Source organism: Salinisphaera sp. G21_0 (assembly GCF_017744115.1).
Lineage (GTDB): Bacteria > Pseudomonadota > Gammaproteobacteria > Pseudomonadales > Endozoicomonadaceae > Endozoicomonas.
Genome location: NZ_JAGHQW010000021.1, coordinates 1 through 25302, shown reverse-complemented (window position 1 = coordinate 25302; position 25302 = coordinate 1). Strand labels below are relative to the sequence as shown.

Below are 25302 nucleotides of genomic sequence, written 5' to 3'. Positions count from 1 at the left end.
GATGGCTGAAGAACTGGTTGGTCAGAAAAAGATCCGTACACTGTCCGGTAAGGTCGTGAGCGACAAGATGGATAAAACCATCACTGTTCTCATCGAGCGCCGGGTAAAACATCCGCTTCTGGGTAAAATCGTGAAGCGGTCCACCAAGTTGCACGCTCATGATGAAAACAACGACTGCCGTATGGGCGACGTTGTGACCATCAAAGAGACGCGTCCTCTGTCAAAGAGCAAGACGTTTACGCTTGTATCCATTGACGAGCGTGCTACTCAGATCTAAGGCTACGGTGCTTTGGGCTTGAGTGATTAATGGCCGTTCCGGCTGCCGTCGGAACGGTTGTTTTTGTGAAAGCCGGCGAGTACCCGTCTGCAGTTTGGGCTTGGAGAATAAGCAATGATCCAGACAGAAAGTCAACTCGAAGTCGCTGATAACAGCGGCGCCCGTCGAGTTCAGTGTATCAAGGTGCTGGGTGGATCCCATCGCCGTTACGCTGGCATTGGCGACATCATCAAAGTATCCGTGAAGGAAGCGATTCCCCGCGGTAAGGTCAAAAAAGGCCAGGTGATGAACGCTGTTGTCGTGCGTACCAAAAAAGGTGTTCGTCGTCCAGACGGTTCCCTGATCAAATTCGATGGCAATGCAGCCGTTCTTCTGAACGCCAACCTGCAGCCCATCGGTACCCGTATCTTTGGACCAGTGACTCGTGAGCTGCGCGGTGAGCAGTTCATGAAGATCATCTCACTGGCCCCAGAAGTACTGTAACGGGAGCAGGTAATGAAAAAGATCCGTCGTGATGACGAAGTCATCGTAATTGCCGGCAAGGACAAAGGTAAGCGCGGTAAAGTGCAAACCGTTCGTGCTGACGGCAAGCTGGTTGTTTCTGGCATCAATATGATCAAGAAACATCAGAAGCCTAACCCGATGCTGGGCACTCCTGGTGGAATCGTAGAAAAAGAAGCGGCTATCGAAGCTTCTAATGTTGCGATTCTGAACCCTGAAACCAACAAGGCTGATCGTGTTGGCTTTGCTATCGAAGATGGCAAAAAGCAGCGCGTATTCAAGTCTAACGGCAAGCCTGTTGACGCGTAAGGGGAGAGTGATGGCAAATTTTAAAACCAAATATCGTGAAGAAATTCTGCCCATGCTCAAAGAAGAGCTGGGTGTGAAAAACGTTCATGAAGTGCCACGCATCACCAAGATCACCCTGAACATGGGTGTTGGTGAAGCGATTGGTGACAAGAAAGTCATCGAACACGCGGTTGCTGACCTGGAAAAAATCGCCGGTCAGAAGGCTGTTGTGACCAAGGCCCGCAAATCCGTTGCCGGCTTTAAAGTCCGTGAAGGCTGGCCAATCGGTGTTAAGGTGACTCTGCGTCGTGAGCGCATGTATGAGTTCCTGGAGCGTCTGGTTGATATCGCTCTGCCACGTGTCCGTGACTTCCGTGGTCTGAGCCCCAAGTCTTTCGACGGCCGCGGTAACTACAGCATGGGTGTTAAAGAGCAGATCATCTTCCCTGAAGTTGATTACGACAAAATCGACACTCTGCGCGGTCTGGACATCACTCTGACCACTACCGCCAAGAATGACGAAGAAGGCCGTGCTCTGCTGAAGGCTTTCAACTTCCCATTCCGTAACTGATACAGGTACGAGTTTTATGGCAAAAGTATCCATGAAGCAACGGGAACTGAAGCGTCAGCGCACCGTTGCCAAGTATGCTGAAAAGCGTGCACAGCTGAAAGCTGTGATTAACAATCCTAACAGCACTGAAGATGAGCGTTGGGATGCCCTGGTAGCTCTGCAGAAGCAGCCTCGCAATGCCAGCAAGGCGCGTCTGCGTAACCGCTGCCGCATCACTGGCCGTCCACACGGCGTACTGCGCAAGTTCGGCCTGAGCCGTATCAAGCTGCGTGAAGCAGCGATGCGTGGTGATGTTCCAGGTCTGGTTAAAGCCAGCTGGTAAGCGCATTTCATCTTCGGGAGATATAGATAATGAGTATGCAGGACCCGTTAGCAGATATGCTAACTCGTATCCGTAATGCCCAGATGGCAGAGCACGCCTCTGTCACCATGCCGTCCTCCAAAATCAAGGTTGCTGTAGCCCGGGTTTTGAAAGACGAAGGTTTCATCGCTGACTACAAAGTCGCTGGCGAAGCCAAGGCTGAACTGGCCATCGAGCTGAAGTATTTCGAAGGCAAGCCAGTTATTGAAAGCCTGAAGCGTACCAGCCGTCCTGGCCTGCGTTCTTACGCTGGCAAGGAAGCGCTGCCTAAAGTGAACGGCGGTCTGGGTATCGCTATCGTTTCCACCAACAAAGGTGTTATGACCGATCGCGCTGCCCGTGCAGCCGGTGTTGGTGGCGAAATTCTCTGCACTGTGTTCTAAGGGAGGGGTATTATGTCTCGAGTAGCCAAAAGCCCTGTTGCTGTCCCTGCTGGTGTAGAGATCAAGCGCAATGGCCAGATCCTGGTGATCAAAGGTTCTAAGGGTCAACTGGAACTTGTTGTTCACAACAATGTCGAAGTTGGACAGGAAGAAAACGTTCTGACGTTTGCTCCACGTGATGGTGCCAAGCACTCTCGTGCTCTGGCCGGCACTACCCGTGCCCTGGTTAACAACATGGTAACCGGTGTTACCGCTGGCTTCGAAAAGAGGCTGCAGCTGGTCGGTGTTGGTTATCGTGCAGCGGCCAAAGGTAATAGCCTGACTTTGAACCTGGGCTTCTCCCATCCGGTTGAATACGAACTGCCACAAGGCGTGACTTGTGAAACTCCGACCCAGACTGAAATTCTGGTTCGCGGTATCGACAAGCAGCTGGTTGGACAGGTTGCTGCGGAAATTCGTGAATTCCGTCGTCCTGAGCCTTATAAAGGCAAGGGTGTTCGCTATGCTGACGAACGCGTTCGTCGCAAAGAAGCCAAGAAAAAGTAAGGTAGGGTGAGATCATGATGGACAAGAAATCTTCTCGCCTGCGTCGTGCCCTTCGTGCAAGGGTCAAGATGCGTGAGCTGGGTGCCATTCGTCTGAGCATTCATCGTACGCCTCGCCACATCTATGCGCAGGTTATCGCCGCTGACGGCGACAAAGTGCTGGCATCTGCCTCCACTGTTGAAAAAGAACTGCGTGGCGACGCTACCGGTAACGTAGAAGCGGCCAAGAAAGTTGGTGCCCTGGTTGCTGAGCGTGCCAGGGCGGCGGGTGTAACCAAGGTGGCGTTTGACCGCTCTGGTTTCAAATATCACGGTCGTGTCAAGGCGCTTGCCGATGCAGCCCGTGAAGGCGGACTGGAATTCTAAGGGTAGAACGTCATGGCAAGAGAAAGAGATGAGCGTAAGCCTAACAACGACGAAGGCTTGATTGAGAAGCTGGTACAGGTTAACCGTGTCGCCAAAGTGGTGAAAGGTGGCCGTATCTTTGGCTTCACAGCGCTGACTGTCGTTGGTGATGGCAAGGGTAAGGTTGGTTTTGGTCGCGGTAAAGCCCGTGAAGTGCCAATCGCTATCCAGAAAGCGATGGAAGCTGCCCGTCGCAACATGATTCATGTTGACCTGAACGGTGACACCCTGCAGTACCCGGTGAAAGCCCGTCACGGTGCTTCCAAGGTTTACATGCAGCCAGCGTCTGCTGGTACCGGTGTTATCGCCGGTGGTGCAATGCGTGCCGTTCTTGAAGTGGCTGGCGTACACAACGTACTGGCCAAGTGCTACGGTTCTACCAATCCGGTGAACGTGGTTCGTGCTACTTTTAACGGTCTGCGCGACATGCGTTCTCCTGAAGGCGTTGCTGCCAAGCGTGGCAAGTCTGTTGAGGATATCCTGGGGTAAGTCATGGCTGAGAAGATGATCAAAGTGACGCTCGTGAAGAGCACTAACGGTCGCCTCGAAAGCCACAAGGCTTGCGTACGGGGTCTGGGCCTGCGTCGTATCAACCACACTGTTGAAGTGGAAGACACTCCTTCAGTTCGTGGCATGATCAACAAGGTATCCTACCTTGTCCGGGTAGAAGGAGAATAACATGCGTTTGAATACTCTGAGCCCGGCTGAAGGTAGCCGCAAAGAGGGTAAGCGCGTAGGTCGTGGCATTGGCTCCGGCCTGGGCAAGACCTGTGGCCGTGGCCACAAAGGTCAGAAGTCCCGTTCCGGTGGTTCTGTCAAGCCAGGTTTCGAAGGCGGTCAGCAGCCACTGCAGCGTCGTCTGCCAAAGTTTGGCTTTACTTCACGCAAAGCGCGTTTTACTGCTGAGATTCGTCTGCACGAACTGAACAAGGTCGAAGCAGACGTGATCGATCTGGCAGCGCTGAAAGCAGCTGACCTGGTCAGCGGTAGCATCCAGCGCGCCAAAGTGGTACTGTCTGGCGAATTGGCTAAAGCAGTCACCATCAAAGGTCTGGCTGTTACCAAAGGCGCCCGTGCCGCGATTGAAGCTGCCGGTGGTAAGATCGAGGACTAAATGGCTAAGACATTACCTGTTGGGAATCAAAGCGGCTTAAACGAGCTCTGGTCTCGCGTTAAGTTCGTGTTTCTGGCGATCCTGGTTTACAGGATCGGTGCGCACATCCCTGTGCCGGGCATCAATCCTGATGCGCTGGCTCGGATGTTTCAACAAAATGAAGGCACCATTCTGGGTCTGTTCAACATGTTCTCTGGCGGTGCGCTGGAGAGAATGTCGGTACTGGCCCTGGGTATCATGCCTTATATTTCGGCGTCCATTATCGTTCAGTTGATGAGCGTGGTTAGCCCGCAGTTGGAGCAGCTCAAGAAGGAAGGTGAGTCCGGACGTCGCAAGATCAGCCAGTACACCCGCTACCTGACCGTTGCCCTTGCCCTGGTCCAGGGTACTGGCATGACTGTCGGTCTGGCCAATCAGGGTGTTGCCTTCAGCACTGACCTCAGCTTCTATATTGTTGCTGTGGTCACGTTCGTCACCGGTGCCGTCTTTATGATGTGGCTGGGCGAGCAGGTGACTGAACGGGGAATCGGCAATGGTATTTCGATTCTCATTTTTGCAGGTATTGTCGCTGGTCTTCCAAGTGCGATTGTGCGGTCTTTCGAGTCCGCACGTCAGGGTGATATCAACATCCTGATGTTACTCGCCGTTGCCCTTCTGGCAATTGCGATCATCGCATTTGTGGTCTTTATCGAACGGGGTCAGCGCCGGATAACCGTAAACTATGCCAAGCGTCAACAAGGGCGCAAGGTGTTTGCGGCCCAGAGCAGCCATCTGCCATTGAAGGTGAATATGGCCGGCGTTATTCCAGCTATTTTCGCTTCCAGCCTGCTGCTGTTCCCTGCGTCCATTGCGCAGTGGTTCGGCCAGGGTGAAGGTATGGGATGGCTGCAGGACATTGCTCTGGCGCTGGGTCCGGGTCAGCCACTGAACATCATACTGTTCTCGGCAGGCATCATCTTCTTCTGCTTCTTCTACACTGCCCTGGTCTTTAATCCAAAAGACGTGGCAGATAACCTGAAGAAGTCTGGTGCATTCATCCCCGGTATCCGTCCGGGCGAGCAGTCTGCACGTTATATTGATGGTGTCCTGACTCGCCTGACCATGTTCGGTGCTCTCTATATGACAGCAGTGTGTCTGTTGCCTCAGTTCCTGGTAGTGTCGGCCAATGTTCCGTTCTATCTGGGAGGTACCAGCCTGTTGATCGTGGTGGTCGTGGTGATGGACACCATGGCTCAGGTGCAGTCGCATCTCATGTCGCATCAGTATGAGTCGCTGCTGAAGAAATCCAATCTTAAGGGCTATGGCTCTGGCGGTTTGATCCGCTAAGCCACTCTCATTGAGAATAGTTCTGCAACGGTTGTGGAGTTAGTTATGAAAGTACGTGCGTCGGTTAAAAAAATCTGCCGCAACTGCAAGATCATCAAGCGTAAGGGTAATGTACGTGTGATCTGTCAGGAGCCGCGTCACAAACAGCGTCAGGGCTAATCATTGTTGGGAATCTACGGATTCTCGCGATAGCAGGACTCTGGTCTAATGTGACCTCAGGCAAAGCCAACCGCTCATGAAATTGTTCATGAGCGGTTGTGTTTTATCGAAAGGGGGATTACAATTTCCGCCTTTCGACCTGTTGGAAATGCCTTTTGCTGCGTGAGTGTTTTAGCTTTGCTTGATTGCTCCGTTGGCAAGGTGTTTTCTCAGGATGAAAGCAGCCATTTCTGAAACAACGGTTTTTATCGGCGTTTCAATATGGTGACGTGTTTCAGTTTAATTTGGTTTTGCTGAGCAAATGATCAACTGAATAGCTGTTACACGGTTAAATGTAATAACGGAGACGATTGAATGGCCCGTATTGCTGGCGTCAACATTCCAGATAACAAACATGCCGTTATCTCGTTGACCTACATTTTTGGTATCGGTAAGACTTCAGCTCAGCAGCTGTGTGCTGCCACTGGCGTTAACCCGTCTGCCAAAGTATCTGAATTGAGCGAAGATCAGCTGGAATCCCTGCGTACTGAAGTTGCAAAACTCAACGTAGAAGGTGACCTGCGTCGCGAAATCAGCATGAACATCAAGCGCCTGATGGACCTGGGTTGCTACCGTGGCCTTCGCCACCGTCGCAGTCTGCCGGTTCGTGGTCAGCGCTCGAAGACCAATGCCCGTACTCGCAAGGGTCCGCGCAAACCGATTCGTAAATAAGATCGTTGCATTTCTCTGAAGAAACGCTTTGCATAGTCCTTTTCTATTAAAGGCTTTTCTTTGCAGAGAATAACGAACTTTTAAATACAGGATTTGTTCTGATATGGCAAAGCCAGGTACTCGTACACGTAAGAAAGTTAAAAAGTCGGTTGTGGATGGCATCGCCCATATTCACGCCTCTTTTAACAACACTATCGTGACAATTACCGACCGCCAGGGTAATGCACTCTCCTGGGCAACTGCAGGTGGCTCCGGCTTCCGTGGTTCCCGTAAGAGCACGCCATTTGCTGCGCAGGTTGCAGCCGAGCGTGCCGGACGTGCCGCCGCTGAGTTCGGTCTGAAGAATTTGGACGTGAATGTTAAAGGGCCTGGTCCAGGCCGTGAATCCGCTGTACGCGCGCTCAACGCTTGTGGTTTCAAGATCAATAACATCACTGATGTTACCCCGATCCCACACAATGGTTGTCGTCCGCCCAAGAAGCGTCGTGTATAAGCAGGAGACCGGTAAATGGCTAGATATATAGGTCCTAAGTGCAAACTGTCTCGTCGTGAAGGCACTGATCTCTTCCTGAAGAGTGGTGTTCGTGCGCTCGAGTCAAAGTGCAAGGCAGAAAATGCTCCTGGCCAGCATGGCCAGCGTCGTGGTCGTCTTTCCGACTACGGTGTTCAGCTTCGTGAGAAGCAGAAAGTTCGTCGTATCTACGGTGTACTGGAAAAGCAGTTCCGTAACTACTACAAGGAAGCTGACCGCCTGAAGGGTGCAACTGGTTCAAACCTGTTGCAACTTCTGGAGTCTCGCCTTGATAATGTGGTTTACCGCATGGGGTTCGGTTCTACCCGTGCAGAAGCACGCCAGCTGGTCAGCCACAAAGCTGTCATGGTTAATGGCAAGACTGTAAACATCCCGTCTTATCAGGTTAAGCCTGGTGACGTTGTTGCTATCCGTGAAAAGGCAAAAAACCAGCTGCGCATCAATGCAGCGCTTGAACTTGCGGCCCAGCGTGGTTTCTCCATCTGGGTGGAAGTAGATGCCAACAAAAAAGAAGGTGTCTTCAAGACGCTGCCCGAGCGGAGTGATCTGGCGGCCGACATCAACGAGAGCTTGATCGTCGAGCTGTACTCCAAGTAAGGGATAGACAGTTAGGTGGGGTGTAACATCCATGCAGAATTCGGTAACTGAATTTCTAACTCCTCGACACATTGATGTTGAGGAAATCAGTCTGACACGGGCAAAGGTCACCCTGGAGCCGCTGGAACGTGGTTTTGGGCATACCTTAGGCAATGCCCTGCGTCGCATTCTTCTTTCCTCTATGCCCGGTTGCGCCGTGACTGAGGTAGAGATTGATGGCGTGCAGCATGAATACAGTGCTATTGAAGGTGTTCAGGAAGACGTTATTGAAATCCTGCTCAACCTCAAAGGCCTGGCTATTCGCATGACTGGCCGTGACAGCGTTACTCTGACTCTGAGCAAAAAAGGCGAGGGTGTCGTCACTGCTGCTGACATCCAGCTGGACCACGATGTTGAAATCGTGAATCCTGATCATGTTATTGCCCACATGAATAACAAGGGCAAGCTCAACATGAAGCTGAAGGTTGCTCGTGGTCGTGGGTATGAATCAGCCGACAGCCGTCGTCAGGATGAAGAGGAAACTCGCGCTATCGGCCGTCTGCAGTTGGATGCCACCTATAGCCCTGTATACCGTGTTTCCTATGTCGTAGAAAGTGCTCGTGTAGAACAGCGTACTGACCTCGACAAGCTGGTTATCGACCTGGAAACCAATGGTACTCTGGATCCTGATGAAGCCATCCGTCGTGCTGCTACTATTCTGCAGCAGCAGCTGGCGGTATTCGTGGACCTGGAAGGTGAGTCCGAGCCAGAGCCTGTGAAGGAAGAAGACGAGGTTGATCCGATTCTTCTTCGTCCGGTTGATGATCTCGAACTGACCGTACGTAGTGCTAACTGCCTGAAGGCAGAGAACATCTACTACATTGGTGACCTGATCCAGCGCACTGAAGTTGAGTTGCTCAAGACCCCGAACCTGGGTAAGAAGTCCCTGACTGAAATCAAGGACGTTCTGGCCTCCCGTGGTCTGAGCTTGGGTATGCGTCTTGATAACTGGCCACCTGCCAGTTTGAAGAGCGACGATAAGGTTTCTGCTTAATTGCAGCCAGGAGCCGCCACTGTTGCAGAAACAGAAGCGGTTCCTGGTAAGAAGAGGAAGTTTGTGCCATGCGTCATCGTAAGAGTGGCCGCAAGCTTAACCGGAACAGTTCTCATCGCAAAGCGATGTTCAAGAATATGGCTGCTTCCCTGGTTGAGCACGAAGTAATCAAGACAACACTGCCAAAAGCGAAAGAGCTGCGTCGTGTTGCTGAACCGTTGATCACCCTGGCTAAGGAAGACAGCGTTGCTAACCGTCGGCTGGCGTTCGATCGTCTCCGTAACAAAGCTGCGGTAGGCAAACTGTTTACTGATCTGGGTCCGCGTTTCAAAGAGCGTCCAGGCGGTTACATCCGTATTATCAAGTGCGGATTCCGTCATGGTGACAACGCGCCTATGGCTTATGTCGAGTTGCTGGACCGTCCTGCTGTTGAAGCAGTAGCGTCCGCTGACGAAGAATAAGTCATAAAAAAGCCGGGATTAACCCGGCTTTTTTGTTTTTACCCTGCCATGAAGTTCTTTTCCCCTTTCTCGGTCAGCCTCCTGTTATATCATTTCCATGAGTTTGACGGGTTGTCGTTACCATAAGCTCTGCACTCCGTTCGTCCTGAGCCTGTCGAAGGGCACAAACTCCGGCTTATGGTAGTATCGTGCCAAGCACTCTTGGACTCCGCTCAGGATGAACGGAGATGGTGCACGTCAATCTCATTGAACTGATGCACTCGCTTCTTGCCCTTCATAATCAGTTAACCAACTGTCATCGAATATTTTCCAGATCATTCTACTTCAGTAGATTAGTCGGGATGTTATAAACGCTTACCAACTGGTTAGTGATTTATGTGAAAACAAATGGTATTTAAACCGGAGTATTTCGAATCACTTTATGGAGCTTTGATTTGACGTTCTGTCAGGTTAATTAATAAAGGCAAAGAACTATTTAAACTTTTAATGATCAAATCTTCACAACCAAAATTTTAATTGTAGGATTTATTTATGCTATACCCTTCTCCACCCCCAGTAAGCCATCAACCACCTCGCGCGGGCTCAGTAGGTTCAGTCCATGGCAAGCAACGAAATGCCCATGGGATTAAGTTCAAACGGGCATTGAGATCCCCGGAAGCCAAAATAGCTGAAGGATTATATGGTCAGCTTAAATTACGTGATCACAGTAGGTCAGATCACTCCTGTCATTGTTTAGTGGAAAGCGGTTATTATGGTCGACTGGTTGGCTTTAAAAGGGCTGGAGAGGATCCTGTCATTATCCAGGTTCACGTTAGCAAACCATATTTAGGCAAGGGTGCTTTTGGAGAAGTCTATGAAAGCACTCATTTGGTCCGAAAGTCAGAGATGTGTTGGGGAGTTCCTCAAGGGCCGCAATATGACAGAGTTATGAAGATCCAGGAAAACAATGAAGTTGCCCGGAGTGAAAGAGACTTTCATTCGGTTCAGCCCGGATCGTTAGGTGCTGGAGAATTTGAAGGTTACCAATATCTGGATCAATTACGCATTCCCGGAAAATGTTTACAGAAGTATTTTGATGATAAAAACTGGCCACTGAAAAACAGGTTTGACTGTGCTGTGGCTATGTTGATTTGTGCCAAGACTTTCGTGGCTGGGGGGTTAGCTCATCCCGATATTAAACCGTCCAACATGATCTATGATGAAGTTAAGAATGAGATTTTTTTTATTGATAATGCCCATGTATGTGATCTTGAAGACCCATCAGCACCCAGGCCAGTGAATCTGTTGGGGACACCGTTTTTTGTTGAGCCTGACCAATTCCAAAAATCAGAAATTACAGACAAGTCGATGGTGTTTTCCCTTGGAATTATTTTGTTGAATCTATTTTCTGATGACCCTGGTGGTTATGCAGTTGCCCAGTCTCGGATCGCTCAGCGCAAGGACTTAAAACTAAATCTGGAGAAATTTCTTCCAGAACTCAGGATAAACAAAAACTGTGATGATTTCGTCCAGCAGCTGATAGGTTTCTTAACTGACATGGTTGCAAACAACAGTGCCTCTCGTCCCGACTTAGACGAGTGCCTGGGGAAAATGACCGCTTTTTCCAGTGGGTATAAAATCATTGAAGAAGCTGGTAGTCACATCAAGTCAGCCCATAATGAAGTTGCTCGTTTGGAAAATGAACTGAAAAGGGTACAACAAAGACAGGCATTAGTTAAAAGAAAGGGTATAACTGAACAGCAATTTAAAATGGCAAAAGAAAAAAGTGCAGCGAAAGAGCGTGAATTGCAGATGGTGTTGATGCAGCAGCAGATTGCAATCAATGAGATGGAAGAACAGCAGAAGCAAAAACTGGAAGAGTTAATGCAGGAACAGCAGCTGAAGCTTGAAAAGCAGCAGCAAGAAACCAAATCGTTGGAAAAACAAGCCGCTCATTATAAAGGTGAGGCAGAAAGTGCGAAAAGTGATGTCGTGCTGACATCTCGTAAACTGAAAAAGCGGACAGCAGAAGTACAAAAGATGGAAGGCATCCTTTCCATTAAAGAAGAACAATTGCAGGCTAAAGAAGAACAATTGCAGGCGTTGGCAGGAGAGGTTGCCAAGGCGGAGAAGCAGAACCAGGCGGTGGATATAGCTCGCACCGAGGCTGAGGAGGCGCGTATAAAGGCTGAGGAGGCGCTCACAGAGGCAGAGAAGACAAATGCTCAATATAAACTAGAACTGGCAATAGCGGCGAATCATCAAAAGCTTGCAACGTCTAAATTGGAAGATGTTCAACTCGATAAGGAAAAACTGCTGGCTGAGAAAGCTTCTCAAGCTGCGAAAGTAGAGGAACTTTCAAGTAAGCTGTCTAAAAATCTAAAGGCACCTTTGAATAGGCTGAAAAGCCTGGCCAGTAATCGGGATGATATAGATAAAGCTGATTTTTGCAAGATATTGCCTGGTATTTTAGAAGCCCTGCTGTCCGATCTTGCGAGGATTAGATTCCTGGAACAGATTGGAATATTTATTGTCTGCAATAAGGATGGAGCCGGTAAGCTCTACACCCATAAGTCCTGTTTGAGGCCTTTTTCCTTATATCCCCGTCGGCAGTTTGACTTCACAAAGACTCAACGAATGCATTTGGAGGCAGTTTCATCTCAGGCTAAAGCGCTGGCAGAAAAGATGTTAAACGGCACCGAAGAAAGTAAGCGGGAAGCCTGCCAATTTTTAAATTACGGTTTTATTACACAGGTGCAGGTCACCGATGTGTTATCAGAAGACAATGGATGGGCTGAATCACTGCTGGCTTCTACGCCCGGCATTGCAAAATACCAGTTTACGCCAGAACAGGTAGCAAACTTCGGTTTCAGACAATCCCCCCTTGGTATACATTTTAAAGATGGCAGGGAAGGTGATCCTGCTAAAAGTAAACAACTTACTGACTATATGATGGAGCTGGAACAGTTAGATGAAGTATCTGCGGCACAACGTTTGCTGGCTAACCTGGCGCTTAAGGAACCTATTGATAACCTGAGAGCTTTAGAGAATGAGTTTTGGACGATTCTCACCAGAGCGAACGCCTATACGAGGGGGGAGCAGGACACTGTCACCTGGTTTGCGGAAACCATGTTGAAAAATGTCACTGGGGAAAGACTCATTCGTCAAGATGTTGATTCTCCATCGGCGACCAAAATGAAGCATATTTCTTTACTGCGCTCTGCCTATGATGAGGCTTTAAAACCATTGATGGATAAGCAATTGGATGCTCTGGAAATTCGACATCTGGCGGAGAGTCGCCTGGTTAAATTCTCCCCTGCTCAATACCAGCATGAACTTCAAGGCTTTCAAAATGGCCTGAAGTGCAAAGTTGCAGCACTTCTGGAGTCGGAGAAAAATTTTGCCACCTACAAGGATTACTTGCATAAAAAATTTGCGACAGATTTTTCTGTTTCATAGTGTCAGTTACTCGGCTCTGACTGTGCTATTGCCACATGCACCAGCCTTTCGGGTTGAGTTTATCTCCCGGATTGGCACATCCTGAATGGAACCTGATAATAATTTTAAGGTCAAATGGCGTTATTTATGAGTGCAGGTAATTATTCTGAAAGCTGCCGCATCAATCAGCGCCGCCCCAAAGTCTGCTCGCCGGGTTGATCAACAAGCCAGTTCAAGCAGACTTCCTGACCCTTTCAGAAGTGCATTTTACGGTAAAAGTGTCTCAAACCCTGGTTCCCATAGAGTCACAGGCATCGCTCTGTATAATGGCAAGTGTGTTGAGGATGCTTTTTGGGAAAAAAAGCCATTACAAGGACGTCAAATCACTTCGGCTGATGTGCTTACAGCCTATGGAAGTGATACATCTTCTATCAGAAGCGGTTTTTTCCTGCAAAAACTTTGCTTACAGAGCATTCTGCATGGCAATAGAGTCGTTACCCCGATTCAGGTCATTGAAGAGTTCGCCCGTCAGCCAGATCGAAATAATAAGTTCCAATTAGCGATAGCACGCTTCATGGCGGAATGTTGCCTGATGGGCCTGAACTTGAATGGTCATCAGGTCTTCCCGGATTCCGTGGCCATGGCTTATCACGCCATCGGGGCAACACTGGAGCTGGCGCGCTTCAAGGCGGAATGTTGCCTTAGGTATCTGCTGTTGAATGGCCGACAGGTTACACCGGATGAGGTGGTTAAGGATTTCCCGGAGAGTCCCGAAGGCAAACTGGGGATAGCCCGTTTTAAAGCGGAATGTTGCCTTAAGTGCCTGCCATTGGGTGGTCGGCAGATTACACCGGATGAGGTGGTTAAGGATTACCCGGATAGTCCGGAAGGCAAACTGGGGATAGCGCGCTTTACAGAAGAATGTTGTTTGAGGGGCTGGCTGCTGAATGGTCAGCAGGTGACACCGGATGAAGTAGTTAAGTATTTCCCGGATAGTCCGGTAGGCAAACTGGGTATAGCGCACTTCAAAGCAGAATGTTGCCTGAACAGCCTGACATTGCATGGCCAGCAGGTCACAGCGGATGAGGTAGTTAAGGATTATCAGGCAGCCAGGGCACCACTGGCGCTGGCACGCTTTAAAGCGGAATGTTGCCTGAGGGGCTTGCCGTTACATGGCCAGCCGGTGACACCGGATACGGTGGTTAGGGCGTTCCCGGACAGTCCGGAAGGCAAGCTGGGGGTTGTGCGCTTCAAAGCAGAATGCTGCTTCAGGGGCTTGTTGTTGAATGGCCAGCAGGTCAACCCGGATGAGGTGGCTAAAGACTATGTCCGTGGTGGTTGGCTGCTGGAAAGGGCTATTTTTTATTCCCGGCTGGCATTGAATGCAAGAATACTGCATGGCTCCTATCTGGATAACCAGAGAGTATTGGCAGCGTTTAGTAAAGTGCCCGGGGATTATTCTTCAAGACAAACCAGGTTTCTGATTCAACGGCTGGAACAATTTCAGCCGTATGATGAAGCCAGTGAGTTTCAGCACATTTTTCAAGAAGCCTGTCAAAGCCTAAATAACTTATCGGTCAAAGACGATGAGCAGCATCGAGTGCAATGTATCCTGAAATTCATGGCTATGCAGCATGAACTGCCAATGAATCATCAGAGCGTATCAGCAGAACAGGTATTGCAATCCATCAAAACACTGAGGCGCTCATTTCAGAATTTACGCCTGCATTTCTTCTTCCTGGCACATTGCTACAGTAAGAGACTGTCTATTGATGGACGACAAATCCATAAGGATCAGGTGCTGGAGTACCTTAATAATTTTCCTGAAGGAAGTAAGCAGCGCCATGCGTTGGGCTGCTGGTTTGAACAATACAGCTCCGAAGCCAATATACTTGACCAGTGGCTGTTTCAACCGGTTATCCCCGGAAGTGATATTGACAACTCTGGCTGGGTAGCAAAACCGTTAGAGGTATCCGATACCAATTCTGGCCAGGAAGTCTTTTTCACTCCTCAGTTTCAGGAGTACGGGAATGAAGAAAATACATCGGTTGCTCAGCCATTATTTTCCACCATTGGGGCTCAAATCCGGAAGCAATGCGCAAAAACAGGGGCATCGGGTTTCCCGGACAAGCAAGCTCCGCGGTTAGATGCACTGACACTAAAAGCACTGGAAATTATTCAGGACGTCAATCACTCTTATGCCGATCCCCCCATTCTGATTACCGGTTCATACGCCCGTTTTCTGCAGAACCTCTGCCCGGCATTTAATGATATTGACATTATCTGCACGACAGAAAAATCGGCCTCCCTACTCCTCGAGAAACTGCAGGCACTGAACACCGATGAGGGTTCAGAAATCACACAAAGCATTACCATCAGGTCGATCCCGGGGTGTCAGGCGATTAAATTGCCGCACGCCTGCAATATTGATCTTAGATACGGTGATCTGGGTATCAAAACGATGGAGCTGCAAGTCAGCGTGGACTCCAGAGTTATTGATACGAATGGAGCACGACTGGCCGTTCATGTTCCTGGCGTTGAAAGGCCTGTATGGTGTTTGTCGTTTACTGAAGAAACCAGATTATTGAACGAAGCCCTGGAATTCCTTATTGAGAACCTTGATCCGCTGACCGAGAAACTGCAAAAAGGGGCCGTATTTGTCATACCTCGAACCATTCTTTTTAACAATCCCCAAAACACCGCTGAGCGCATTTATGGCTTGCTGATACGCTCACTGCTTACCCTGAATAAAGCCCGGCAGTTTATCGCCCGGCACTGTGAGGAAGAACCCGACACATCAGACTGCCGGACTGATCGGCTGCAACAGGAACAACAACGCCTTCATGTACTGGCTGGGAATCTTCAAATAAAATTGGCCAGCCATATTTGCCGTGATGATTTTGAGCGCAGGGTTAACAGCTGGCTGGCGACAACTCAGCTCGTTAATGATCACCAGCTCAAGACGAAGGGTTTTGTCAAAGTGCTGCTGGCGATGATGAATCCTGAATAAGATCAGGTAGACTCGACGCATTGAACATGATCATTGGTAACAAGTTCAATTGCGCTACCCCCCGAAAAATGATGCTTGCTGATAACCTGTGAAAATTAAGGAGAAATGCTATGGGTCTGTTTGATGCCTTACTGGGCAATGCAGGTGAGATGAGCAATACGGAGGCAATGGAGGATCTGGCAACCATTCTTAATCCGTCGGAGTCAATAGAGCTGGCCTATAAGCTGGTGCGGGATATGGTGGTTTTGACCAATCACCGTTTGATTTTGATCGACAAACAGGGGCTTACCGGACGCAAGGTTGAATATCGCTCAATACCTTATAAGTCGATTACCATGTTTACTGTTGAGTCTGTAGGCCATTTTGATCTGGATGCTGAACTGAAAATATGGATTTCCGGCCAGCCAGAGTCAATGCAGATGGAATTTAACAGCAAAACCAATATTTATAAGCTTCAGGCAATCCTGGCGGCGAAAGTGGCAGGGCAGTAATTGCTTGCCAGCCAGTCGTTGATAAAGGCCACCACCGTGGCCTGTTCGGCTTAGCCCTGGACTCTGAGCAGGTTTGAAAGTGCAGGATTGGGTTTGTCGGCGGCTTTGAAAATCAGCGCGATTTTGCCAATCGTTTGAATGAGATCAGAGTTTGTGGCGCTGATCAGTTCGCTGACCAGTTGCTGGCGGATTTCCCGGTCGCCAATGGCGAATTTTACCTTGATCAGTTCATGGTCATTCAGTGCGCGTAATGTTTCTTCAACCACGCCATCCGTCAGCCCCTTGTCTGCCACAATGACGACAGGATTCAGGTTGTGGCCGATGGTACGGAAATGCTTCTTTTTGGCTGCATTCAAGCTCATGTTTGCTATTCCTGATAAATTCTTTAATAACGAATCGTCATACACGATATCTGATGATGGGTATGACCGTATTTTTCCAGAGAAGTTTTCGTTAATGCAGGTTGGGGACAGAAAAGTACTGTTCATGGAGCGCTTAACGGTCATTGACTGGGTGTCGAAGAGAGTGAATTAATGTCTAGGAGGCTGTCCGAGAATAGACTGCCCTGCTGCGGTGGCAGCAAATTGGTCTAAAAAGTCGGAAATTTTTAGTAAATAGAACCACTATTCACTAAAAATTTCCGACTTTTTATCCTCAATTTTCTGCCATCCTCGCTACGGGCGCTATTCTCGGTCAGCCTCCTAGCGCCGTGGACTGCTGAATGGGTCTCAGGCTGGCAGCATTTCAGTCATTCGACAGCATATTCAAGCTTCTGGTGGCGCATGCTATCGCTTTCTGGTTGCGGAGGGAAGTGGCCTGCTGTTCGAGGTTGCCCGTATAAGTGGTGACCTGTCTCTTCGGCATTGGTTGAACAATACCTATTATGCTAATGGTGTTACGGCGGTTAGTGATTACTGACTCCACAATAATAAACTTGCCAGAGTGTTTGACCAGCACAAGTGTGTGGAAAGTGTTGGCTTGTGATGCGTATTAACCCCTAATCAGCCACTTAATCTTTTATTGTCTTCTGCTGTCACAGCCATGCTGTATAAGATATTATCGCTATGACTTTTACCCCTTTCGGTTTTCGGTTTGATGTTGTTCAAATATTTTTCAGACAACATTCAGACTTAATTTACAGGCAGTTTGCAAAAAGAATATGGCGAGATCCAAAAGTAGTGGTCGCTGGTTAAAAGAGCACTTTGATGACCACTATGTAAAGCAGTCGCAAAAAGATGGCTGGCGATCCAGGGCCAGTTATAAACTTCTGGAAATTCAGGAGAAGGATAAACTCTTTCGTCCGGGCATCCGGTTGGTTGATCTGGGTGCGGCACCCGGTGGCTGGTCTCAGGTGGCTGTTGAGTTGGTGGGTGATCAGGGGCGGGTGGTTGCTTCAGATATTCTGCCAATGGATCCCATCGCCGGGGTTGACTTTGTTCAGGGTGACTTTACAGAAGACGCGGTGCTGGAACAAATACTCGAAACCATCGGTTCAGACCGGGTAGACCTTGTAATTTCCGATATGGCCCCCAATATGAGTGGAGCACTCTCTGTTGATCAGCCCAATGCCATGTACCTTGTGGAACTGGCACTGGATCTGTCCAGGCAGGTATTACGTAAAGGAGGTGTTTTCCTGGTTAAGGTATTTCAGGGTGAAGGCTTTGATGCCTATCTGAAAGATATGAAAACCAGTTTTGACAAAGTGCAGACTCGCAAGCCGACGGCTTCCAGGGCGCGCTCAAGAGAAGTATATCTGCTGGCCTCGGGCTTCAGGGGATAATACCGGACGTTGAATAATAGGATGCATTAATCAGCATGATAGAAGACAATCACTGTCACACCGTCCGCTGATCGTGTATCGTTGCAAATAAGCATTAATACATAACACAGCGAGCCAGGGGAACGTGCTCAATATAAACGATTACCTGAGGCTTAAGTACGCTCAAGAGAGGTTAGCCCCTTGAATGATATGGCAAAAAATTTGATTCTCTGGGTCATAATCGCCTTGGTGCTATTGACCGTCTTTAAAAACTTCGATGGCATGCAGTCGTCTACTCAGAAGGTTGCCTATTCTGACTTCATCAGCATGGTAGAAAATCGTCAGGTCAGTAAGGTCGTCATTGATGGTTTTACCATCACCGGCATGTTAAACAACAGTGAACGTTTTGAAACCAACCTGCCGCCCACGGTGCCAGACAACAAACTGATGGATGAACTCCTGCTGGGCAAGGTACAGGTTGAATCCAAGCCTATTGAAAAGCAGAGTATCTGGACGCAGCTATTGGTAGCCAGCTTCCCGATTCTGGTGATTCTGGCGGTATTTATGTTCTTCATGCGTCAGATGCAGGGCGGCGGCGGAGGTCGGGGTGGCCCGATGAGCTTTGGCAAAAGCAAGGCCCGCCTGCTGTCTGAAGATCAGATCAAAACCACCTTTGCCGATGTAGCCGGCGTTGAAGAAGCCAAGGAAGATGTTCAGGAGCTGGTAGACTTCCTGAAAGATCCCGGTAAATTCCAGCGTCTGGGTGGTCGTATTCCCCGGGGTGTTCTGATGGTGGGTCCTCCGGGTACCGGTAAAACCCTGATCGCCAAAGCGATTGCCGGTGAGGCCAAGGTTCCGTTCTTTACCATCTCCGGTTCTGACTTTGTTGAAATGTTTGTGGGTGTTGGTGCTTCCCGTGTCCGTGACATGTTTGAGCAGGCCAAGAAGCAGGCCCCCTGCATTATCTTTATTGACGAGATTGATGCGGTCGGTCGTCACCGTGGTGCCGGTATGGGCGGTGGTCACGATGAGCGTGAACAGACCCTTAACCAGCTGCTGGTTGAGATGGATGGTTTTGAAGCGAACGACGGTATTATCGTAATTGCCGCGACCAACCGTCCGGATGTTCTTGACCCTGCGTTGTTGCGTCCCGGTCGTTTTGACCGTCAGGTGGTGGTTGGCCTGCCGGATATCCGTGGTCGTGAGCAGATCCTTAAAGTGCATATGCGCAAGGTTCCGGTTTCTGACAATGTGCAGCCTTCGGTTATCGCCCGTGGTACTCCCGGATTCTCCGGTGCCGACCTGGCCAACCTGGTTAATGAGGCGGCGCTCTTTGCAGCAAGGGCTAACCAGCGCACAGTTGGTCAGAAAGAGTTTGATCTGGCGAAAGACAAAATCATGATGGGCGCTGAGCGCAAGTCCATGGTCATGAGTGATAAGGAGAAGAGCAATACGGCCTTTCACGAAGCCGGCCATGCCATTGTTGGTCGATTGGTACCGGACCATGATCCAGTTTACAAAGTGAGTATTATTCCGCGAGGCCGGGCGCTTGGGGTGACCATGTTCCTGCCTGAAGAGGATCGCTACAGCCAGAGCCGCCAGGCACTGCTGAGCCAGATATGCTCGCTGTTTGGTGGTCGTATCGCCGAAGAGATGACGTTGGGCAAAGATGGGGTAACAACCGGTGCCTCCAATGATATCCAGCGCGCTACCCAGATTGCCAGAAGTATGGTGACCAAGTGGGGCCTTTCTGAAAAGCTCGGTCCGCTGCTCTACGATGAAGATGAGGGTGAGGTCTTCCTGGGTAAAAACTACGGCAGCGGTGGTTCCAGAATGAATGTTTCCGGCGAAACGGCGAAGATCATTGATGAGGAAGTTCGCCGGGTAGTCGACGAATGTTACTCCCGCGCTAACCAGATTCTCGTCGATAACCGCGACAAGCTGGATAAAATGGCTGAGGCGCTGATTCAGTACGAAACCATTGATAGTGATCAGATTGATGACATCATGGCTGGCCGTGAAGTTCGCCCTCCCAAGGATTCCGGTGATAACGATGACAGCGGTGTTAAGGCTGCTGCTGATGAGTCTGAAGTAAAGGCTGATGACAAGGCCGAAGACGGTGGTAAAAAAGATTCAGGCGGTTCGATTGGTGGCCCCGCTGGGGAGCACTGATCCTCAGTCAGTTCTATGATTGTGAAGGGCAGGTTTAACCTGCCCTTTTTTGTATCTGCCAATTTGTCGATGAATCATGGTTATCGGTTTTGTGGCCACTGTTGGTGTACCCACTTCAGGGGGAGTGATTGGTATGAGATCTGAGGAGTTTTCATGAGCAACGAATTCAAGTTGAACTGTGCAGGGAAAATACTGGATCTGAACAGGCCCAGGGTGATGGGGGTTTTGAACGTTACGCCGGACTCTTTTTATCAAGGGAGCCGCTGTGCTGATAACTGGCTGAATGTTGCTGAACAGATGATCAAGGACGGGGCGGATATTCTGGATATTGGTGGCGAGTCGACACGCCCCGGTGCTTCCGGTGCGCCAGATCAGGAGCAGGAGTTAGAGCGGGTTCTGCCCGTTATCGAAGGTTTGGCATCGCGCTTCAACGTCATTATCTCCATTGATACCAGCTCTCCTTTGGTGATGAAAGAGGCGGTAAAAGCGGGCGCGGGGATTATTAACGATGTCCGGGCGTTGCACCGCGAGGGGGCGTTGGAAGCAGCAGCGGAAACGACGGTTCCCATTATTCTGATGCACTCTCTTGTTGATCAACCTGAGCCCGGGTTTGTACCTGTCTATGGTGATGTGGTTAAAGAGGTCAGCCAGTATTTGATGGCTTGTGTGGAGCGCTGTGAGAGTGCAGGGATTGCCCGGGAGCGCTTAATACTGGACCCGGGCTTTGGGGGCGGTATGTTTGGTAAAACGCCGGTGTACGATCTTGAAATGCTGAAGGGTTTTCGCCGCTTCCATGAACCGGGTCTGCCGGTATTGGCGGGTATGTCCAGAAAGTCCTTTATTGGGGCAACCCTGGACCGGGATACCGAAGACCGGCTCCCGGGTAGTCTGGCTGCCGCCATACTGGCGGCCCAGGCCGGTGCTCATATCATCCGTGTGCATGATGTCAGGGAAACGGTTGATGTCCTGCGTTTTCTTCAGTCTGTTGACGAGGCGTAGCCTTCACGCCGCCTTGTCTTCTGCTTATCAGGGGAGTCAGAAAGTATGATTGTTATTTCAACTTCATTTACATAATTGCAGCTATTGAATTACCTCAAAAAATACAGAGAACCAAGAAACTAAAAAAGATAACGCAAGTCACATAATTTACGATCGATCTGATGGATGTGAATGTTATGAACAGAACCACAAGCTCTTGCGTCCGATATTACCAGCCCGCTACTGAATATCAGCAAGACGACCAATGTGGTATTTGTATTTCAGAATTTGCAGGAAAAGAAGTGTCGGTTACCACATGCGCCCATAATTATCATACATCTTGTTTAGAGACTTGGCTCCAGTATGGTGGAGTCTGTCCTATGTGTAGAACTCCTCTCAAGGATAGGGCAATCCAGCAAGAGTGCTCACTTGTTGATGGGTTGTTTCAAGTCCTGAGGTTTAGCCTGCAAGTGGTGGACCGTGACGGAAGTCGTTCGGATGCTTTACATGCCTTGATGGCGACAGCTAACCCGACAGTGGACCGTGAAGGAAGTCGTTCGGATGCTTTACATGCCTTGATGGCGATAGGCGGCTAACCCGCCAGTGGATGACGGGAGTTGTTCGGATGCTGTAAATACCTTGATGGTTAACCGGCGTGTTAGACCCTGGTAACCCTTAGCTGACTATAATATGGTACACCAATGGTCTTTCCTCTTTGAGAGGGGCGCATGTCCACTTTCAGTTGCCTGAAAGTCTGTCGTATTCTGGCGAACACGGATGAGCATCCTTTTTTGCTCATTTCATGGTCTTCAAATGAGTGACATTAACTTCCCCAGTTGCCCGTCACTTTTCAGATTTGCATACATCAACAGCACAGAAATATTCGATTCCATATCGCCAGCCGCTTAATCTGATGGTACTGGTGGTTCACTTGAATGAGTGAGATGATTACCGCTATTGCTTTCAGAAATTCTTGGTAAACGGCTATGGCTCGAAAATATTTTGGTACCGACGGAATTCGTGGGAAGGTGGGTGACTTTCCAATTACCCCGGATTTTGTCCTGAAGCTGGGCTGGGCTGCGGGTCGTGTCCTGGCTGAACAGGGTGAAGGGAAAGTCATTATTGGCAAGGACACCCGAATCTCCGGGTATATGTTTGAGTCTGCGCTTGAGGCCGGTCTCTCTGCTGCCGGTATCGATGTTGTCCTGACCGGGCCAATGCCGACTCCTGCTATTGCCTATCTGACCCGAACCTTTAATGGGCAGGCGGGTATTGTGATCAGCGCCTCCCATAACCCGTTTTACGACAATGGTATAAAGTTTTTTGCAGGCGACGGCACCAAGCTATCCGATGAGGTTGAGCTGAAAATTGAAGCATTGCTTGAGTCAGAGATTGAGGTAGTTGACTCCCAGAACCTGGGTAAAGTGACCCGGATGAATGATGCAGCAGGCCGTTACATTGAGTACTGCAAGGGTAGCACTTCCCAGCAGCTGGATCTGCGTGGCATGAAAATTGTGATTGATGCCGGTCACGGTGCAACCTATCAGGTTGGTCCTGCGGTCTTTCGTGAACTGGGTGCGGAAGTGATACCAATGTGCATCCATCCGGATGGCGTCAACATTAACGAGAACGCAGGCGCTACCAGCCCGGAAGGAATGGCTGCCAGAGTCAGGGAAGTCGGTGCTGACCTGGGAATTGCCTTTGACGGTGATGGTGACCGGGTCATTATGGTGGATGATAAAGGTGAGATCGTCGATGGCGACCAGCTGCTGTTTATTATTGCCATGGATCGCCATTCCAGGGGGATATTGAAAGGTGGTGTCGTGGGCACGTTGATGACCAACCTGGGAATGGAGAAAGCACTGGAAGCTGCCGGCATTCCGTTTGCCAGGGCCAATGTCGGTGACCGTTATGTCAATGAACTGCTGATAGCCAATGACTGGCAGCTCGGTGGTGAGTCTTCAGGCCACATTATCAGTCGTGATGCATCGACCACGGGTGATGGCATTGTCTCGGCATTGAAAGTGTTAAAAGCCATGCAGACAGCAGGTAAGTCACTGTCAGAAATGGTGGCTGCGATCACACTTTATCCACAAGTCATGATCAATGTCCGGGTGCAGAATAAGCGGGACACCGACACCATTCCAGGTATTGTTGAGGCAGTAAAAAAAGCAGAAGAAGAGATGGCCGGAAAAGGTCGCGTTCTTCTCAGAGCTTCAGGAACTGAGCCAGTCATTCGGGTGATGGTTGAAGGTGAAGACGGCGTTCAGGTAAAGGCCCAGGCGGAAAAGCTGGCAAAAGTGGTTGAACAGGAAATGTGCTGAATGATGCCCGGTGCAGGTATTGGCCTGCACCGGAGCTGTGTTGCCTTGCCTTGATTTCAATAGCTTCGCAGGGCTTGACTTATTGTATGTTGGCGTCTTTCAGGTTAGTATTCCGGCCTCGCGATCAAAGAGGTAAGCGGTATGCGTCAGCCACTGGTAGCCGGAAACTGGAAGATGAATGGTTCTTCTGACAGTATCCGTGAGCTTGTTGATGGAATCCTTTCAGGGCTTGAAACCAAGGCTGAGGTGCTCGTTTTTCCACCTGGCGTATACGTTCAGCAGGTACGCGACTTGCTGAAGGGTTCTGCGGTTAAATTTGGCGTGCAAAATGCCTCCGATAAGCTGTCAGGAGCCTACACGGGTGAAATCTCTCCTCTGATGGCCAAAGACCTTGGCTGTGAATATGTACTTATTGGTCACTCTGAGCGTCGTTCCCTGTATGGCGAAACCGATGCCGATGTGGCTGCGAAATTCTGTGCTCTGGTTGATCAGGGTCTGGTACCGGTGCTTTGTGTTGGTGAGACTCTGTCTGAGCGCGAAGCTGGTGACACTATGAAAGTAGTGGCTCATCAGATCAACACTGTGCTTCGGGCTGCTGGTCCGGAGCGTCTGGCTAATTTTGTAATTGCCTATGAACCAGTTTGGGCTATTGGAACCGGTCTGACTGCAACCCCTGAACAGGCGCAGGAAGTTCATGCTGAAATTCGTGCGCTGCTGGCAGAAAACGATCCGTCCATGGCGGACAGAACCCGTGTTTTGTATGGTGGAAGCATGAAGGCTGACAATGCAGCAGAACTGATGAGCCAGCCTGATGTTGATGGTGGTCTGATCGGTGGTGCTTCGCTGGTAGCTGCTGATTTCAAGGTGATTTGTCACGCTGCGGGATAGTAATGGAAACCATTATTCTTCTTGTGCACGTGCTGGTAGCTGTTGGTGTGATCGCTATGATCATGCTGCAGCAGGGCAAAGGTGCAGAAACAGGAGCCAGCTTTGGCTCGGGGGCTTCGCAAACGGTGTTTGGAAGTCAAGGCTCAGCGAACTTTCTGAGCCGTACAACCGCTATTCTGGCAACGATCTTTTTCGTCACCAGTATCGGTCTGGCGATGATGGCCAGGCAGAAGGCTGATAGTGTTGCTGATGCCGGTTTGCCGTCTGTTCAGATTGAACAGAGTGTGCCGGTAAATGATGCGCCTTTTTCGGTGGATTCATTAGAAAACACTATCGAAAGCGATGCGCCTGTGTTAGAGTCTCAGCCCGTTGAGAGCAGCGGCTCCAGCAGCTCTGAAAACCCTCAGTAAGATTTAAAATCTTATTGATTTATAAAGAGTTTTCAGAAATAATTTTGCTGTCGTCGAGAGCGACAGCTAAGGCCGAAGTGGTGGAATTGGTAGACACGCTGTCTTGAGGGGGCAGTGCCTGTATGGGCGTACGAGTTCGAGTCTCGTCTTCGGCACCAATAGAATCAATGAGTTACGGGAATTGTGGAATAGACTGACATGGTCGTTCCCCAAAAAAAAGAGGCCAAAAAAATAGCCTCTTAATAGCACTTTGGTTCATGATTATTGTTCGACAACAGTCGCATAAAAAAAGGCCTGAGATGGCCTTTTTTTGTACCTTCGTTTTCTTCATCTCGTTCCTTTGACTTCCTGTGTTTTACGGATGTAAACCTTCTTGGCTTCCAGGGTTTTGTGTCCGGATACCAGTCCTTCATGATCCGATACTCCTTTTGCTTTCAGGTCATGGAAGTGCCACTTTTCTGTAATCAGCTTTTCTTTGATGGCGCTATTAATCAACGTGAGTTCGACGCAAAAAAGACAAGGAGCCCCTGATCAATAGCTATCTTTCGGATACCAGACCATAGACAGCTAACCGGAGGCTCCATGTCTA

At 49.6% G+C, this 25302-nt stretch carries 29 protein-coding genes, 1 tRNA gene and 1 pseudogene; 30 read left to right on the top strand and 1 reads right to left on the bottom strand.

Annotation, left to right across the window (positions count from 1 at the left end; translation table 11 throughout):
* Position 1: 1 nt before the first annotated feature.
* The 21 genes from rpsQ (at position 2) to J7439_RS11315 (ending at position 16182) form a co-directional block, all read left to right on the top strand.
* The gene (gene rpsQ / locus J7439_RS11415) at positions 2–277 is read left to right on the top strand and encodes a 30S ribosomal protein S17 (RefSeq protein WP_101746637.1); all 276 of its coding nucleotides are present in this window, start codon (positions 2–4) and stop codon (positions 275–277) included.
* 114 nt (positions 278–391) lie between these two features.
* Complete coding sequence (rplN, locus tag J7439_RS11410) at positions 392–760, top strand: 50S ribosomal protein L14 (RefSeq protein WP_066014875.1); 369 nt, start codon at positions 392–394, stop codon at positions 758–760.
* Between the two features lie 12 nt (positions 761–772).
* Positions 773–1087 (top strand): 50S ribosomal protein L24, encoded by a 315-nt coding sequence (rplX, locus tag J7439_RS11405; RefSeq protein ID WP_101746636.1) that lies wholly within the window; start codon positions 773–775, stop codon positions 1085–1087.
* Positions 1088–1097: 10 nt separating this feature from the next.
* Positions 1098–1637 (top strand): 50S ribosomal protein L5, encoded by a 540-nt coding sequence (rplE, locus tag J7439_RS11400; protein WP_101746635.1) that lies wholly within the window; start codon positions 1098–1100, stop codon positions 1635–1637.
* A gap of 16 nt (positions 1638–1653) precedes the next feature.
* Positions 1654–1959, top strand: a complete 306-nt coding sequence (gene rpsN, locus J7439_RS11395) for a 30S ribosomal protein S14 (protein WP_101746634.1) — start codon at positions 1654–1656, stop codon at positions 1957–1959.
* Between the two features lie 29 nt (positions 1960–1988).
* Positions 1989–2381 carry a 30S ribosomal protein S8 gene (rpsH, locus tag J7439_RS11390; RefSeq protein ID WP_101746633.1) on the top strand — a complete coding sequence of 131 codons (393 nt, stop codon included), beginning with the start codon at positions 1989–1991 and terminating at the stop codon, positions 2379–2381.
* A gap of 12 nt (positions 2382–2393) precedes the next feature.
* Positions 2394–2927 (top strand): 50S ribosomal protein L6, encoded by a 534-nt coding sequence (gene rplF, locus J7439_RS11385; protein ID WP_209201928.1) that lies wholly within the window; start codon positions 2394–2396, stop codon positions 2925–2927.
* Positions 2928–2941: 14 nt separating this feature from the next.
* Positions 2942–3292 carry a 50S ribosomal protein L18 gene (gene rplR, locus J7439_RS11380; protein ID WP_209201927.1) on the top strand — a complete coding sequence of 117 codons (351 nt, stop codon included), beginning with the start codon at positions 2942–2944 and terminating at the stop codon, positions 3290–3292.
* A gap of 12 nt (positions 3293–3304) precedes the next feature.
* On the top strand, positions 3305–3820 hold the full coding sequence (rpsE, locus tag J7439_RS11375; RefSeq protein ID WP_101746630.1) for a 30S ribosomal protein S5: 516 nt from the start codon (positions 3305–3307) through the stop codon (positions 3818–3820).
* Between the two features lie 3 nt (positions 3821–3823).
* Positions 3824–4009 carry a 50S ribosomal protein L30 gene (gene rpmD / locus J7439_RS11370; RefSeq protein WP_209276238.1) on the top strand — a complete coding sequence of 62 codons (186 nt, stop codon included), beginning with the start codon at positions 3824–3826 and terminating at the stop codon, positions 4007–4009.
* 1 nt (position 4010) lies between these two features.
* Positions 4011–4445, top strand: coding sequence for a 50S ribosomal protein L15 (rplO, locus tag J7439_RS11365; RefSeq protein WP_101746628.1), 435 nt, complete (start codon positions 4011–4013; stop codon positions 4443–4445).
* Positions 4446–5771, top strand: coding sequence for a preprotein translocase subunit SecY (gene secY, locus J7439_RS11360; protein WP_101746627.1), 1326 nt, complete (start codon positions 4446–4448; stop codon positions 5769–5771).
* 45 nt (positions 5772–5816) lie between these two features.
* A complete protein-coding gene (rpmJ, locus tag J7439_RS11355) occupies positions 5817–5930 on the top strand; it encodes a 50S ribosomal protein L36 (protein ID WP_081622108.1) in 114 nt (37 codons plus the stop codon).
* Positions 5931–6284: 354 nt separating this feature from the next.
* Positions 6285–6641, top strand: coding sequence for a 30S ribosomal protein S13 (rpsM, locus tag J7439_RS11350; RefSeq protein WP_101746626.1), 357 nt, complete (start codon positions 6285–6287; stop codon positions 6639–6641).
* 103 nt (positions 6642–6744) lie between these two features.
* The gene (gene rpsK / locus J7439_RS11345; protein WP_020582394.1) at positions 6745–7134 is read left to right on the top strand and encodes a 30S ribosomal protein S11; all 390 of its coding nucleotides are present in this window, start codon (positions 6745–6747) and stop codon (positions 7132–7134) included.
* Positions 7135–7149: 15 nt separating this feature from the next.
* Positions 7150–7770 (top strand): 30S ribosomal protein S4, encoded by a 621-nt coding sequence (gene rpsD / locus J7439_RS11340; protein WP_209201926.1) that lies wholly within the window; start codon positions 7150–7152, stop codon positions 7768–7770.
* A gap of 31 nt (positions 7771–7801) precedes the next feature.
* Positions 7802–8803 carry a DNA-directed RNA polymerase subunit alpha gene (locus J7439_RS11335; protein ID WP_101746624.1) on the top strand — a complete coding sequence of 334 codons (1002 nt, stop codon included), beginning with the start codon at positions 7802–7804 and terminating at the stop codon, positions 8801–8803.
* 68 nt (positions 8804–8871) lie between these two features.
* Complete coding sequence (rplQ, locus tag J7439_RS11330; RefSeq protein WP_209201925.1) at positions 8872–9264, top strand: 50S ribosomal protein L17; 393 nt, start codon at positions 8872–8874, stop codon at positions 9262–9264.
* A 735-nt stretch (positions 9265–9999) separates the two neighbouring features.
* Entirely contained in the window at positions 10000–12702 is a 2703-nt protein-coding gene (locus J7439_RS11325; protein ID WP_209201924.1) for a protein kinase domain-containing protein, read from the top strand.
* A 130-nt stretch (positions 12703–12832) separates the two neighbouring features.
* The gene (locus J7439_RS11320) at positions 12833–15691 is read left to right on the top strand and encodes a hypothetical protein (protein ID WP_209201923.1); all 2859 of its coding nucleotides are present in this window, start codon (positions 12833–12835) and stop codon (positions 15689–15691) included.
* A 110-nt stretch (positions 15692–15801) separates the two neighbouring features.
* Positions 15802–16182, top strand: coding sequence for a PH domain-containing protein (locus tag J7439_RS11315; RefSeq protein ID WP_101746620.1), 381 nt, complete (start codon positions 15802–15804; stop codon positions 16180–16182).
* Between the two features lie 50 nt (positions 16183–16232).
* Here J7439_RS11315 and J7439_RS11310 read toward each other — a convergent pair whose 3' ends face one another.
* A complete protein-coding gene (locus J7439_RS11310) occupies positions 16233–16544 on the bottom strand; it encodes a YhbY family RNA-binding protein (protein ID WP_209201922.1) in 312 nt (103 codons plus the stop codon).
* A 797-nt stretch (positions 16545–17341) separates the two neighbouring features.
* Between J7439_RS11310 and rlmE the strand changes: the two genes are divergently transcribed.
* The 9 genes and pseudogenes from rlmE to J7439_RS11270 all read left to right on the top strand — a co-directional run bounded on the left by rlmE (position 17342) and on the right by J7439_RS11270 (position 24871).
* Positions 17342–17962, top strand: coding sequence for a 23S rRNA (uridine(2552)-2'-O)-methyltransferase RlmE (gene rlmE, locus J7439_RS11305; RefSeq protein WP_209201921.1), 621 nt, complete (start codon positions 17342–17344; stop codon positions 17960–17962).
* A 189-nt stretch (positions 17963–18151) separates the two neighbouring features.
* Positions 18152–20113, top strand: coding sequence for an ATP-dependent zinc metalloprotease FtsH (ftsH, locus tag J7439_RS11300; RefSeq protein WP_209201978.1), 1962 nt, complete (start codon positions 18152–18154; stop codon positions 20111–20113).
* A 153-nt stretch (positions 20114–20266) separates the two neighbouring features.
* On the top strand, positions 20267–21112 hold the full coding sequence (gene folP / locus J7439_RS11295) for a dihydropteroate synthase (protein ID WP_209201920.1): 846 nt from the start codon (positions 20267–20269) through the stop codon (positions 21110–21112).
* A 161-nt stretch (positions 21113–21273) separates the two neighbouring features.
* Positions 21274–21468 (top strand): annotated as a pseudogene (locus J7439_RS27100) (RING finger domain-containing protein); the annotation flags it as partial.
* A gap of 3 nt (positions 21469–21471) precedes the next feature.
* The gene (locus J7439_RS27095) at positions 21472–21687 is read left to right on the top strand and encodes a hypothetical protein (protein ID WP_353623050.1); all 216 of its coding nucleotides are present in this window, start codon (positions 21472–21474) and stop codon (positions 21685–21687) included.
* Positions 21688–22077: 390 nt separating this feature from the next.
* The gene (gene glmM, locus J7439_RS11285; protein WP_209201918.1) at positions 22078–23415 is read left to right on the top strand and encodes a phosphoglucosamine mutase; all 1338 of its coding nucleotides are present in this window, start codon (positions 22078–22080) and stop codon (positions 23413–23415) included.
* A 141-nt stretch (positions 23416–23556) separates the two neighbouring features.
* Positions 23557–24303, top strand: a complete 747-nt coding sequence (tpiA, locus tag J7439_RS11280) for a triose-phosphate isomerase (protein ID WP_209201917.1) — start codon at positions 23557–23559, stop codon at positions 24301–24303.
* Positions 24304–24305: 2 nt separating this feature from the next.
* A complete protein-coding gene (gene secG, locus J7439_RS11275; protein WP_209201916.1) occupies positions 24306–24713 on the top strand; it encodes a preprotein translocase subunit SecG in 408 nt (135 codons plus the stop codon).
* Positions 24714–24784: 71 nt separating this feature from the next.
* Positions 24785–24871, top strand: a tRNA-Leu gene (locus J7439_RS11270).
* Positions 24872–25302: the final 431 nt, after the last annotated feature.